Origin of the sequence: Kitasatospora purpeofusca (assembly GCF_034043715.1) — a bacterium.
Classification (GTDB): Bacteria; Actinomycetota; Actinomycetes; order Streptomycetales; family Streptomycetaceae; genus Kitasatospora; species Kitasatospora purpeofusca_A.
In genome coordinates this window covers 1-12,739 of record NZ_JAXCLC010000118.1, presented here as the reverse complement: position 1 = coordinate 12,739, position 12,739 = coordinate 1, and the positions used below count along the sequence as shown (strand labels likewise).

The window sequence follows — 12,739 nt, the reverse complement described above, 5'->3', positions numbered from 1 at the left end:
CGCCCGGCTCAGCCGGCCAGTGCCTCGGCCACCGAGTCGTGGATCGAGAACACCGCGCGGGCGCCGGTCAGGTCGAGCACCCGCATGACGGTGGGCGGCACGGCGGCGAGCCGCAGCTCCAGGCCGCCCTGCTCGGCCGCGATCCGGGTCTTGAGCAGCACGTTCAGGCCGGAGGAGTCGCAGAAACCCACGCCGCGGAGGTCGATGACCACGGCCTTGGGCCGTTGCGCGACCAGCGCGTCGAGCGTCTCGGCGGCCGGCGCCAGGGTCTCGATGTCCAGATCGCCGACGAGGATGCAGAGCATCGCGCCGCCGGGTGCGGGGCGGGTCTCCACCACCAGGCCGGGACGGTACGGAGCGACCGCCGCCAGGGTGGTGTCCCCCGGGTCGTTGTCGGATGGCATCATCGTCGTCCCCTCCGTGTCCGTGCCCTCCGACGATACGGAGGCCGTGCCCATCGGCCAAGTGAAGGGTTTGTGGTGAGGGAGCCGCCGTGCTCTCGGATTCGCGCCGGACAGCACCCTCAGACGTCCTCCAGGCCCTCCCGCAGCTGTCCCAGCGTGCGGGTGAGGAGCCGGGAGACGTGCATCTGGGACAGGCCGAGCCGGGCGCCGATCTGGGACTGGGTGAGGTCCTCGCAGAAGCGCATCGACAGGATGCGGCGCTCGCGTTCCGGCAGGGCGGCTATCAGCGGCTTCAGTGTGACGAGGTCCTCGACCAGGGCGAACTCGTGGTCGTCGGTGCCGAGCTGCTCGCCGAGCGGCCCGGGGGCGTCGCCGTCCTCGGGGCCGCCGCCGTCGAGCGTGCCGGCGGTATGGCCGTTGGCGGCGGTCAGGCCCTCGACGACCTCCTCCGGGGTGAGCGAGAGGTGCTCGGCGAGTTCGGCCACGGTCGGGGCGCGGTCCAGGCCCTGGGAGAGGCGCTCCTGCGCCCGGGCGAGCGATATCCGCAGTTCCTGGAGGCGGCGGGGCACGTGGACGGCCCAGGTGGTGTCGCGGAAGTGCCGCCGGATCTCGCCGAGCACGGTCGGCATGGCGAAGGTGGTGAACTCCACACCGAGCGAGGGGTCGAACCGGTCGATGGCCTTGATCAGGCCGACGGCGCCGACCTGGAGGAGGTCCTCCTTCGGCTCGCGGTGCGCGTCGAAGCGCCGGATCGCGAACCGCACCAGGGAGAGGTTCATCTCCACCAGGGTGGTGCGGACGTACGAGTACTCCCTGGTCCCCTCCTCCAGCGTGGCCAGTCGGCGCAGCAGCTGCCGGGTGAGGTCCCGGGCGTCCGCGGGCGCGACCTCGCGCGGGTCGTCCACCGCCGCGAGTTCGGGCGGCAGGAGGTCCCGCAGGCCGGCGCCGGTGCTGGTCCCGGGGGTGTGGCCGGGACTGTCGGCGCCGGGTGCGGTCGCGGTCGCCGCGGCTCCGGAGGGGTCCGCCGTCGGGGCAGCGGCGGAAACGAGCGATTCACCGGTGGTGGCCACCATGGGAGTCCTTCCGTCGTGTCGGCACGGTCCTGGCCCGGTACCCCGGATCGGCGGAAGGATGCGGCCACCCCACGTGGAGATTCGGTGAACCAGGTGGAACGGGTCGACCGGTCGCCCCTGCCGTCGTCACTCGATCCAGACCAGGACACCGTGCCGGCGGGTCGCCACCGCGCCGAGGAAGTCGGCCAGGGCGCGGTACTCGGCCGTCACCAGGTGCAGGGCGTCCTCGCAGGTCCACAGCCCGTGCGGGTGGATCCGGGCCTCGGCGAGGTCGGCGGCGGCGACGCCCTCCGTCAGCCGGCCTGGGTCCAGCTCCGCGAGGGCCCCGGCGGCGAGACGGACCCGTTCGGGGGCGATCAGGCACGGCGGGCCGTAGCCCCAGTCCTCGGCGCCGGACAGCTCCGCCTCGCCGTACACGACGTCGACCGGGAAGTCCCGGCGGCGCAGCAGGAAGTCGAGTGCCTGCCAGGCCCTGCCGGTACCGTGCAGACGCGCCCACGCCCCGCCGGACCGGCCGTCCCGCGCGCCCTCGCCCAGCTCCTCCGCGAACTTCCGGGCCCACTGCGGGTCCTGTTCCGCCCGCTCCAACTCCCCGGCGCTCAGCCGGAGATACCTCCCGATCATGCCCATGGCCGCAGCCTAGGACGGGGCACCGACAGCCGACATCGACAGCCGACATCGACAGCGGACATCGACAGCCGACGGGCCCGACCAGGTCGGGCCCGTCGGGTCGGGTGTCAGCGCCGGCGGTAGGCGGCGGCAGCCGGGGCGGCGGCGTCGACGGGGACGGCGAGCACGGCGCCGGACGGGGACGGCGCGCCGGGGAGGCCCAGCCGGGCGGTGGTGACCAGGAGGCGGCCACCGGTCGGCGGGAGGCAGACGGAGGTGGGCTGCGGCGCGGGCAGCGGGATGACGGCCGAGAGGGTGCCGTCCGGTTCGTAGCGGTGGACGGCGGCGCTCCCCCAGACCGCCACCCAGAGCCGGCCCTCGGTGTCGACGGTCATGCCGTCGGGCGAGCCGCCGTCGGTGATCCGGGCGAACTCCACCATGTCCAGCGGGTTTCCGTCCGCGTCGAGGGTGCAGCGGTGGATGACGCCCGCGGTGCTGTCGGCGACGTGGAGCAGCCGGCCGTCGGCGCTGAAAGCGGGTCCGTTGACGATGGTCAGTCCGGTGAGGACGCGATGAACGGTGCCGTCGTGGTCGGCGCGGTAGAGCGAACCGGCGCCCGGGGTCTCGTCGTACGCCATGCTGCCGGCCCAGAAGCGGCCCTGCGGGTCGCAGACGCCGTCGTTCATCCGCACGGGGGTGGCGGCGTGCTCCTCCGGGCGGGCCAGCCACTCGGTGGAGCCGTCCGGACCGAGGAGGGCGATCCCGGTTCCGGCCGCGGCGATCCAGTGCCCGGGGCTGCCCTCGACCGGGGCCACCGCGCCCAACGGGACGTCCAGGCAGAGGAGTTCGCGCGGCGTGCCGGGCGCGGTGCCGGAGACTTCGAGGAGCCGGCCGGCGAGGATGTCGGTGAAGACCAGCCGGCCGTCCACCCAGCGGGCACCCTCCCCCAGCTCATGGGTGCCGGGGGCCCAGACGACGGGCTGCTGGTCCTGGTCGGGCATGGTGGTCGGTTCCGTTCTGCGAGGTCCGGGCGGGGCGGTCGAGGCGGGCGGAGTGGCCGTCGCAGGGCGACGCGACCCTCGAAGTCTTCCCGACTGTCCGCCACGGCCTCACCGTAGTCCGCGCGCCCGGCGCTGAGAAGATCCGCACCGGCTCCGGCCCCGGCCCCGCCCTCACCGGCGACCGCGCACCGCCCACCGCCCACCATCAGCCGTACACGCACCGACCGCCGCCCGCCGTTCGTCGGACAGCTCATTTTCGGCCACCGGGAGTTGTCCATACACCCTCGCCCCCGCTGCTAGCCTCCGGCGCGACCATCGGCGCGGGCTCGCCCGGGCGGCCGTCCGCCTCCCGGCACCCGTGCCCGCCGTCCGATGCGCCGGGCCACTGCGGAGTCCCGGCCGGGCGGACGGGGCATGAATGGTTGTCAGACCCGCAGTTGTCACATCCATGCCAGACCACCCTCACCCACCGGGATGACCATGAACACATTCGCGCGCCGCGCGCTGGCGGCGGGGGCCGCCCTGCTCGCCTGCGTCGCCGTGACGGCGGGGACCGGCACCGCCGCCGCCGGAACCGTCGCAACCACTGCCTCCGGTGCGGCCGGGGCAGCACCGGCGGTACTCGACGGACCGGCCCTGGCCGCCTCCTGGACCGGACCGCTCAGCACCCGGGGCCGCTACATCGTCGACGCCTCAGGTGCCCGCTTCAAGCTCAGGTCCGGCAACTGGGCCGGCGCCCAGGGCACCTGGCAGGGCAGCGGGCCGACCACCGACCCGGCCAACAACCAGGCCGGACAGGTCTCCTACAACCTGCCGCTCGGCCTGGACCGGGCCCCGATCGCCGACATCCTGGGCGGCTTCCACCGCCTCGGCATCAACAGCGTCCGGCTGCCCTTCGCCAACGCCCTGCTCCACGACCCGAGCACGGTGCCGGACGTCGCCGTCACGGCCAACCCGCAGCTGCGCGGGAAGACCCCGCTCCAGGTGTTCGACGCGGTCGTGTCGGCGCTGACCGCCGACGGCTTCGCGGTGGTCCTCAACAACCACACCACCAGCTACCGGTTCTGCTGCGGCCTGGACGGCAACGAGCGCTGGAACAGCGGCCAGTCCACCCAGCAGTGGATCGACGACTGGGTCTTCCTGGCCGGCCGGTACAAGGACAACAAGCGCGTGGTCGGCGCCGACCTGCGCAACGAGGTCCGCCGCGACACCTGGGACGACCCCAACTGGGGCCTGGGCGACAGCCACGACCAGTACGCCGCCTTCGAGGAGGCCGGGAACCGGATCCTGCAGACCGACCCCGACCTGCTCGTCGTCATGGAGGGCATCAACTGGTACGGGATACCGGCCGCCGTGTTCAGCCACGGCCGGCCGCAGCTGACCCCGGTCCGCAACCTCTCCAACGCCCTGATCGACTCGGGCAAACTGGTCTACTCGGCGCACTTCTACGGCTACACCGGCCCCGCCAACACGGGCGCGGCGAGCGGCTCCGCCGGCTCCACGGGCGACCCGCGCTACCAGGACTTCACCCCGGCGCAGCTGGCGCAGGTCGTCGACGACGAGGCCCTGTTCGTCACCCGGTCCGGCCAGCACTTCACCGCGCCGGTGTGGATCAGCGAGTTCGGCGCCGGCGGCCGGGGGTCGACCGACGCCAAGGAGCAGGCCTGGTTCGACAACTTCACCCGGATCCTGGCCGCGAACGACACCGACTTCGCCGTCTGGCCACTGGTCGGCTGGCACAGCAACGGTGTGCCGAACGACAGTTGGGCGCTGCTCGACTTCGACACCGCCGGCCGCCCGCTCAGCCTGGCGGACCCGGGCGACTGGCGCGCCCCGTACTGGAACCGGCTGATCACCGCGCCCTCGTACACCGGGCAGGTCGCCCCCGCCCCGCACTGGGGCCTGCTCGACCTCGACCACGCCGACCTCGACCTCTCCCGGCGGATGCTGGCCCGACCGGACTGGAGCCCGGGCAACCGCAAGGGCAACTGCCCCGACGGCCAGCGGCTGGTCGGCCTCGCCCGCAGTGACGGCCGCGGCCTGTGCACCGACGCCGGGCAGCCCGCGACCGGCGGCGGCGACTGGACCACCGTGACCGACGAGCGCTACGTGACCCACGGCGACTGGGCCGCCGGCTACAACAAGCTCCAGTGCCCGGACGGCACCTTCGCCGTCGGCTACAGCGTGAACTCCAACGCGATGTCCGCGCTGCTCTGCGCACCCGCGACCGCGGCCCTGCCGGCCGCCACCCGGACCCTGTGGTTCGACCACGGCGACAACCGCCCCGCCACCGGCGGCTCGTCCGGCAGCGACTGGGCCCCGGGCTACTACAAGGGGCAGTGCGGCGACGGCGAGTACCTCGCCGGTGTCGCCTTCACCTGGAAGTGGATGCACCGCGGTGTCCCGGACGCGGTGCTCTGCCGCCCGCTGGGCTGACGGCCCGTCAGGGGTGGTTCGCCGGACGAACGCCGTCCGGCGGACCACCCCGCCGACAGCCGGCGCCTCCGGTCACCGCCCGTGGCCGTCGCGGAACACGGCCGTGATCAGCGCGTCCAGCCCCCCCGGGAAGACCTGCGCCGGGTCCACCGCGGCGTCACCCGTGGTCAGGCCCGCCGTGAGGGTCCGGCTGCCGTCCGGAGTGGAGATCATCAGCGCCCCGTAGCCGCCCGGGGCGCCGCCGTTGTGGTGGACGATAGCGCCGTGCTCCGGGCCCAGGTCCTGCACGAACAGCCCGAGGCCGTAGCCGAGCGTCCCGTGCGGCGTGCGCATCTCCTCCAGCAGCGGGGCCGGCAGCAGCCGGCCGCCCAGCAGCGCCGAGAAGAAGGTGTGGAGGTCCTGAGTGGTGGAGATCATGTCGCCGGCGCCGGTCAGCAGCGAGCTGTTCTGCCGGGTCACGTCGACGACCCTCCACTCCTCGCCGTCCTGGTAGCGGGCATAGCCGTGCGCGTGCGGCTCGGGAAGCTCGGGCGAGTCGCCCGGCACCACGGTGTCGCGCAGCCCGAGCGGCTCCAGGACGTGTCGGCGCATCGCCTCGGCGTACGGGCGGCCGCCGACCGCTTCGACCAGCAGCACGGCCGCCGTGTAGTTGGTGTTGGAGTAGCTCTGGTCCGTGCCCGGCTCGAAGCGGGCCGGCCTGGCGAGCGCGTACCGCACCAGTTCCTCCGGCCGGTAGCTGTGGAACCGGTTCTCCACCCAGGGCCCGCCGACCGCGGGGAGCCCCGGCACGAAGGTCCCGTCAGCGTCGAGCCCACCGGTGTGGCTGGACAGCCCGCTGGTGTGCTGGAGCAGCATCCGCACGGTGATCCGCCCGTCCAGGCCGAGTTCCGGCAGATGCTCGGCCACCAGGGAGTCCAGTTCGATCGCGCCGTCCGCGACCAGCCGCAGGACCAGCGCCGCGACGAAGGTCTTGGTGCTGCTGCCGATCCAGAACCGCCCGTCCACCGGCGGCAGTTCGGCCCCGCCCAGCTCCCGCACCCCGGCGGCGCCGACCCAGGCGCCCCGTTCGTCGTGCACCCGCAGCTGGATCCCGGCCAACCCGGCGTCGACGAACGCCTGGGCGGCCGCCCGCAGTTCGGGGCGCTCCGACCCGGCGGCGTCCGGCGACGGGTCGGACGCGTCCTGCGCGGTGGTGTTGACGGACATGGTGGTACCTCTCTTCGTGTCCTCGCACTGCCCGACCGACCGTGCTCACAGTCGTTCGGGAATCTCTGAACAATAGCGACGCTACATTGCGTTCAGTATTTGGTCAACATGCCACGGGTACTCATATCCGTTGAATAGAAGGCTTTGTGGCGTCAGCATTGCAATGGATGTGCGCTCAACGCAACGGCCGAGCCCATCGATCGCGCCGATCGTTGCAATGGCTTGCGATGAACGCACCCTGGCGGGCCGGGCACCGGGGGGCTGACCTCCCGGGGGCGGGCCGCCCCCCGATGTTGCGGTTCGGTCGCAATGGGCGGCGACCCGAGGACCACCGACGGCCGCCGCTGCCAAAGTTGAGGGTCGACGACTGTGTCAGGGGGGCGCTTTGAGCGAGTCCGATCTTGCCGCGACCATTGTCCGGCTCATGACGGACACGGCATCGGGAATCACCGGAACCGCGGGCCGGGCGATGGGGGAGGCCGTGGGAGAACTGGTCCGGCGCCGACTCACCTCGCAGCCGGACGGCCGGGCCGCGGTGGAGGCCTTCGATGCCGGTCCTCAGGAACCGGCCGCACAGGCCGAGTTGTGCCGGGTCCTGGTCCATGTCCTGTCCGCCGAGGCGCCGTTCGCGGTCGAGCTCACGGCGCTCGTCCCGCCCCCGGCTCCGGCGGTCCCGCCCGCCCCGGTCCACTCTCCGGCCCCGCCCGCCCCGCCGGAGCCGCCGCGGATCGGCCGGGACGGCATCATCATCGACGGCCGGTCCCGCAACAGGGGCAACCTGGCCCTCGGTGACCAACTGATCCAGAACGTGCGCCGGGGCGACGCCAGGACGGTGCTGATCCTGATCGCCGCACTGGCCCTGGTGGTCGCCATGGGCTACGGCGGCACCAGGATCCTCACGGACGACTCCCCCGCCCCGCCCGCAGCCTCGGACGCCTCCGGCCGGTCCGGGACGGCCGACGGCCCCGTCCCGGACCCCCAGGGCGAATCCTCCGGCGGAGATCCGTCGGGAACGGCCGGTCCGGCCCGGACCCCGACGTCCGGCTCGTCCGGCCGACCGGGGCCGGCACCGGTCCGGGCCGACCCTCCGACGCGGTTCACCCAGGTCCCGCTCGGGTACCACGCCGACAACGACGCGGCCGTCGTCCTGGACGGCGCCGAGCTGATCACCGTGGCGGACGGCCGAACGCTCCAGGCGACGGCCGTCCGCGACGGCCGGGTGCTCGCCGCCATGACCTCCGGCGGGCGGCTCCCCGACCGCCGGCAGGACGACGGGTCGGCGACGGCCGGTGTCCCGGGGCGCCCGGGCCTGGGCACTTCCGGCGACCGGCGGTTCGCGGTGGCGGCGTTCCCCCTGACCGTCCCGGGGCAGGGGACCACGACCGACCACTTCGCCGTCGAGGTCGACATCCTGGACCTCGGCTCCGGCAAGGAGGCCGGCCGGGTCCGGATCGCCGAGGGCACCGCCTCACCGGGCGTGCCGACCGTGGCGGGCGTGGCCGACGGCCGGGCTGTCGTCCTGGTCCCCACCCTCGCGGGCCCGCCGGCCAGTTACGCGGTCGACCTGGCCACCGGCTCGGTCGTGTGGACGCTGCCAGGATTCGAGGCCCTGCTGATCCAGGGCGGCACCGTCGCCGGTGCCTCGCGCACACGCGTGGAGGGCGAGGACCGGTCGGAGGTACAGGGCGTATCGGCGAAGGACGGCACCGTCCTGTGGAAGGCCCCGGCCGACAGCGCGGGGTTCGGCCTGTCCGAGTTCGCCACCGACAAGGTCCTCGCCACCGGGGGGAACACCTCCACCCTGCTGTCCACCACCACCGGCGCGCGCCTGCCGCTCCGGTTCCTGGACGCACCGGGCGCCGGCATCAACCGCTGCTGGTTCGACGGCCGCGCCACCACGGTGTGCAGCGTGGGACGGTACGACGGGGCGGAATTGACCGGCGTCGACTCGGCCGGGGGCGACGTCCTGTGGCGGATCCAGTTCACGGCCGACGCCGGGGAACGCGTGGCGCCCGATGTGACCGCGGCCTGGCACGGCGCGGTGTACGGCCGCACCCGGCGGGGCGAGGCCGTGGTGCTGGACGCCAGGACCGGGCAGGACCGGGAGCTCGCGCCGGGCGCCGCCCCCTATCTGGTGAGCGAGTACGCCGCCGCCGCGAAGGGCGACCTCTACGTCTCCGCGGGCTGAGGCGGACGCCGGTCCGGCCGGCCGGCGGGCGACCGCTTGCCCGGAGGACCGGAGGTGTGATCGGATCGCGGAGGCATCGCGTGCCGGTGACGGACTGCGTCAGGCATGGAGGTGCGACAACCGAAGGGACGGCCCGACGTGGCTTCCCATGACAGCGGCCGTACGGTCGCCCTGAGCCGGCAGCTCGCGCTGGCGCACGACGAACTACGACGCCGGATCAAGGACCTCAAGGCCGGTGCGGTGCACCGGGGTTCGGACAGCGGAGCCCTCCTCACCCACTGCCTGTCCTTCTGCAGCGCCCTGGAGACCCACCACCGGGGCGAGGACGACGGACTGTTCGCGCAGTTGGTGCGCGAGCGGCCCGATCTCGCGGGGACGGTCGCGAAGCTGGTCGAGGACCACAGCCTGATCTCCTCGATCCTGACCCGGGTGGCAGAACTCGCCCGGCAGGCCGCCGCCACCGACGGCCCGGGCCCGAACGAGGCGATCCGGCGCGAACTCGACGGGCTGGCGGCCGTCATGGAGTCGCACTTCCGGTACGAGGAGCGGGTGATCGGCGCCGCGCTCGACCGGACGGTCCCGGACGGCGACTGGCCCGAGCCGGTCTTCCGTCCCGTCCGGACGTGACCCCGCGACGGTGACGCGGCACGGCGACGCCCCACTCCCCCGGGCCCCGCTCCCCCGGCCCCGGATCCGTCCGGGCCGGGGGCCGTGTCGGGCCCTCCGGGGCGCCCGGTGAGAATGACCCGGTGACCACAGCTCTGAACCCCGCCGACGCCGCGTTCGCCCGCGATCCCTACCCGTTCTACGCCGGGCTGCGCGCGCAGGGCCCGGCGGCCCGGGTGGACCTGTCCAACGGCACCTCGGCCTGGCTGGTGACCGGCTACCGCCAGGCCCGGGCGGTGCTGGCCGACCCCCGGTTCTCCAACGTCCCGGCGCCGCGCCCCGGCGGGTCCGGCGGGACGGGACCGGCGGCCGGAGCGCGGTCCGTGCTGGAGCGCCACATGCTCAACACCGACGGCGACGAACACCGCCGCCTGCGCCGACTGGCCTCGGTGGCCTTCACCCCCCGCCGGGTGGACGCCCTCGGCGAGCGGATCGCCCGGCTCACCGAGGAGGTGCTCGGCGGGCTCGCGGAGCGCCTCGACCGCGAAGGGGCCGCCGACCTCGTCGACGACTTCGCCTTCCCGCTGCCCGTCCTGGTGATCGGCGAGATCCTCGGCGTACCCGAGGTGGACCGGGCGGACCTGCGCACCTGGACCTACCGGGTCGGCTCCCCGGCCGGCGCCCTCGCCCCCGGCGAGATCGACGACGCCTGGCAGGGCCTGCACGGGTACTTCACCGGCCTCATCGCGGCCAAGCGCGAGCAGCCGGGCGAGGACCTGTTCAGCCTGCTCGCCGCCGACGAGGACGCCGAGGCGCTGGACGACACCGAACTGCTGGCGATGGCGTTCCTGCTGCTCTTCGCCGGCTACGAGACCACCATGAACCTGCTCGCCTCCGCCTCGCTGCTGCTGCTCGGCCACCCCGGCGAGCTGACCTCGGCGCGGCAGCAGGGCGAGCCCCGGTGGGCCGCGGTGGTCGAGGAGACGCTGCGTCACGCCAGCCCGCTGGAGGGCACCACCTGGCGGCGCACCCGCGAGGAGGTCGACCTCGGCTCCGGCACGGTCGTCCCGGCGGACTCCTCCGTCCTGGTCGTCCTGGCGGCCGCCAACCGCGACCCGGAGGTCTTCCCCGACCCGGACGCCTTCCGGCCCGGCCGGTTCGCCCCCGGCGACGGCCGCGCCCTGCCGCACGTGGCCTTCGGGCACGGCCCGCACATCTGCCTCGGCGCCCGGCTGGCCCGCCTGGAGGCGACGATCGCACTGCCGCGCCTGTTCGACGCCCTGCCCGCGCTGTCCCTCGCCGCCGACCCCGCCACCCTGCCGTACCGGCCGGGCCTCCTGGTGCGCGGCCCCCGCTGCCTGCCGGTACGGCGGGCCGGGTAGGGCCGGGTAGGGCCGGGTAGGGCCGGGTAGGGCCGGGTAGGGCCGGGTAGGGCGCCATCGGGCCGACGCGCCCGATCCGCACCGGATCCGTGCGCGACCCCTCCCTACGTCAATGCCGTTGACATACTCTGCGGGCATGACCGAACGTGTGGTTCCCGAGCCCGAGCGGAAGCGCCGCCGGCCCACCAAGCAGGGCGTCGTCCTGTCCGCCGAGCTGATCGTCGACACCGCGCTGCGGCTGGTCGGCCTGCACGGCGCCGAGGCACTCACCGTCCGGCGGCTCGGGGCCGCGCTCGGCGCCGACCCCAGCGCGGTGTACCGCTACTTCCACAGCACCGACGACCTGCTGATCGCGATCGCCGACGAACTCATCGGCCGCGCCCAGCACGGCTGGCGGCCCACCGGCGACTGGCGGGCCGACCTGCGCGCCATCGGCCTGCGCATCCACGCCGCCTACCAGGCCCACCCCCAGGCCGCCCTGCTCGCCGCCCATCGCACCACCGGCCGGGCCAACGAGATCACCGCCGTCGAGAACATCCTCGGCATACTGCGCGACGCCGGCTTCCCGGACCCCGAGGCCGTCCGCCTCTACCACGCCTTCGTCGACCAGAGCCTCGGCTTCGCCGTCCTGGACGCCGCCGCCCTCGCCCTGCCCTCGGCCGCCCTGAGCGCCGACTACCAGGTCTGGCAGGCCTCCTACGCGCGCCTCGACGCCACCACCCACCCGCACATCGCGGCCACCGCGCACCTGTTGACCGCCGACATGAACCGCAGCGCCTACCCGCACGCGCTCGACCTCCTCCTCGACGCCGCCGAGGCGCGGCTCGGGAGGCCGGGCGGCTGAGCGGCTGAGCGGCCGAGCGGGGCCCGGGAGGCCGCCGGATCCAGGACGAGCTCCGACCCCCTCGGCCGCCGAACGGGGCGGCGTGTCGGGCGGTGGAACGACCGCCCCGAGGAGAGGGTGACCGGCGGGGGATCCCACGAGGAGGAGCGAGAATGCCCGAAGTCACCACTCCTTACCCGACCGGCACCCCGTGCTGGGTCGACCTGATGGCGAAGGACCAGCAGGCCGCGCTGGACTTCTACCGCGACCTGTTCGGCTGGCAGGGCGCGCCGGGGCCCGCCGAGTTCGGCGGGTACGCGGTCTGCGAGCTCAACGGCAGGGCCGTGGCCGGCATCGGCCCGACGATGAGTCCCGACGGCGCGCCGGAACCGCCGACCGTCTGGACCGGCTACCTCGCGAGCACCGACGCGCAGGCCACCCAGGACGCGATCGTCGCGGCCGGCGGCACCCTGCTCGCCCCGGTGATGGAGGTCGGCAGGCTGGGCCGGATGCTGGTGGCGGCCGACCCGCAGGGCGCGGTGTTCGGCGTCTGGCAGCCGGGCGAGTTCTCCGGCGCCCAGGTGGTCAACGAGGCCGGGGCGCTGACCTGGAACGAGCTCCACACCAACGACGTGCCGGCCGCCACCGCGTTCTACGGCGCGGCCTTCGGGATCGAGATCGAGCCCCTGGACGGCGCCGACGCGTACTGGGAGCTGCGGGTCGGGGGCCGGGCGGTCGGCGGGGTGACCCTGCTCGCGGGCGACCCGCCCGGCACCCCGCCGCACTGGCTGACGTACTTCGCGGTGGACGACGTGGACTCCACGGTGGACGCCCTGGTCAGGAGCGGCGGTACGGTGCTGGCTCCGCCGTTCGACATGATGGCCGGGCGGATGACGGTGGTGGCCGACCCGCAGGGCGCTCCGTTCGCGATGATCAAGCCACAGCCGCTGTAGCCACAACCGCTGCAGTCGGCGGCGGGGGCGGGGGGGGGGGCCGCCCCGGGGGGGGGGC

General features: G+C 74.3%; 11 protein-coding genes. 6 read left to right on the top strand and 5 right to left on the bottom strand.

The window, feature by feature from the left end; all coding sequences use genetic code 11:
* Positions 1–8 precede the first annotated feature (8 nt).
* The 4 genes from SM793_RS34945 to SM793_RS34930 all read right to left on the bottom strand — a co-directional run bounded on the left by SM793_RS34945 (position 9) and on the right by SM793_RS34930 (position 3,087).
* On the bottom strand, positions 9–407 hold the full coding sequence (locus SM793_RS34945) for an STAS domain-containing protein (RefSeq protein ID WP_320442363.1): 399 nt from the start codon (positions 405–407) through the stop codon (positions 9–11).
* Between the two features lie 116 nt (positions 408–523).
* Entirely contained in the window at positions 524–1,477 is a 954-nt protein-coding gene (locus tag SM793_RS34940) for an RNA polymerase sigma factor SigF (RefSeq protein ID WP_320442362.1), read from the bottom strand.
* Positions 1,478–1,603: 126 nt separating this feature from the next.
* Positions 1,604–2,107: a YfbM family protein gene (locus SM793_RS34935; protein WP_320442361.1), complete on the bottom strand. Its 504-nt coding sequence runs from the start codon at positions 2,105–2,107 to the stop codon at positions 1,604–1,606.
* Between the two features lie 107 nt (positions 2,108–2,214).
* A complete protein-coding gene (locus SM793_RS34930) occupies positions 2,215–3,087 on the bottom strand; it encodes an SMP-30/gluconolactonase/LRE family protein (protein ID WP_320442360.1) in 873 nt (290 codons plus the stop codon).
* Between the two features lie 480 nt (positions 3,088–3,567).
* Here SM793_RS34930 and SM793_RS34925 point away from each other — a divergent pair, with 480 nt between their 5' ends.
* The gene (locus SM793_RS34925) at positions 3,568–5,523 is read left to right on the top strand and encodes a glycoside hydrolase family 5 protein (protein ID WP_320442359.1); all 1,956 of its coding nucleotides are present in this window, start codon (positions 3,568–3,570) and stop codon (positions 5,521–5,523) included.
* A 72-nt stretch (positions 5,524–5,595) separates the two neighbouring features.
* On the opposite strand, the gene SM793_RS34920 is transcribed toward SM793_RS34925, so the two are convergent.
* Positions 5,596–6,729 (bottom strand): serine hydrolase domain-containing protein, encoded by a 1,134-nt coding sequence (locus tag SM793_RS34920; RefSeq protein ID WP_320442358.1) that lies wholly within the window; start codon positions 6,727–6,729, stop codon positions 5,596–5,598.
* 424 nt (positions 6,730–7,153) lie between these two features.
* On the opposite strand from SM793_RS34920, the gene SM793_RS34915 reads away from it, so the two are divergent.
* From SM793_RS34915 to SM793_RS34895, 5 genes are all read left to right on the top strand, one after another.
* Complete coding sequence (locus tag SM793_RS34915; protein WP_320442357.1) at positions 7,154–8,917, top strand: PQQ-binding-like beta-propeller repeat protein; 1,764 nt, start codon at positions 7,154–7,156, stop codon at positions 8,915–8,917.
* 138 nt (positions 8,918–9,055) lie between these two features.
* On the top strand, positions 9,056–9,544 hold the full coding sequence (locus SM793_RS34910; protein ID WP_320442356.1) for a hemerythrin domain-containing protein: 489 nt from the start codon (positions 9,056–9,058) through the stop codon (positions 9,542–9,544).
* Between the two features lie 122 nt (positions 9,545–9,666).
* Complete coding sequence (locus SM793_RS34905) at positions 9,667–10,905, top strand: cytochrome P450 (protein WP_320442355.1); 1,239 nt, start codon at positions 9,667–9,669, stop codon at positions 10,903–10,905.
* Positions 10,906–11,041: 136 nt separating this feature from the next.
* Positions 11,042–11,749 (top strand): TetR/AcrR family transcriptional regulator, encoded by a 708-nt coding sequence (locus SM793_RS34900; RefSeq protein WP_320442354.1) that lies wholly within the window; start codon positions 11,042–11,044, stop codon positions 11,747–11,749.
* Between the two features lie 152 nt (positions 11,750–11,901).
* Complete coding sequence (locus SM793_RS34895) at positions 11,902–12,681, top strand: VOC family protein (RefSeq protein WP_320442353.1); 780 nt, start codon at positions 11,902–11,904, stop codon at positions 12,679–12,681.
* The last annotated feature ends 58 nt before the right edge of the window (positions 12,682–12,739 follow it).

What these genes read in the sequence shown, in the direction of transcription:
- SM793_RS34895 (WP_320442353.1), top strand. Translation starts at nt 11,902, where the DNA reads ATGCCCGAAGTCACCACTCCTTACCCGACCGGCACCCCGTGCTGGGTC.
- SM793_RS34945 (WP_320442363.1), bottom strand. Translation starts at nt 407, where the DNA reads ATGATGCCATCCGACAACGACCCGGGGGACACCACCCTGGCGGCGGTC.
- SM793_RS34920 (WP_320442358.1), bottom strand. Translation starts at nt 6,729, where the DNA reads ATGTCCGTCAACACCACCGCGCAGGACGCGTCCGACCCGTCGCCGGAC.
- SM793_RS34935 (WP_320442361.1), bottom strand. Translation starts at nt 2,107, where the DNA reads ATGGGCATGATCGGGAGGTATCTCCGGCTGAGCGCCGGGGAGTTGGAG.
- SM793_RS34930 (WP_320442360.1), bottom strand. Translation starts at nt 3,087, where the DNA reads ATGCCCGACCAGGACCAGCAGCCCGTCGTCTGGGCCCCCGGCACCCAT.
- SM793_RS34940 (WP_320442362.1), bottom strand. Translation starts at nt 1,477, where the DNA reads ATGGTGGCCACCACCGGTGAATCGCTCGTTTCCGCCGCTGCCCCGACG.
- SM793_RS34925 (WP_320442359.1), top strand. Translation starts at nt 3,568, where the DNA reads ATGAACACATTCGCGCGCCGCGCGCTGGCGGCGGGGGCCGCCCTGCTC.
- SM793_RS34900 (WP_320442354.1), top strand. Translation starts at nt 11,042, where the DNA reads ATGACCGAACGTGTGGTTCCCGAGCCCGAGCGGAAGCGCCGCCGGCCC.
- SM793_RS34915 (WP_320442357.1), top strand. Translation starts at nt 7,154, where the DNA reads ATGACGGACACGGCATCGGGAATCACCGGAACCGCGGGCCGGGCGATG.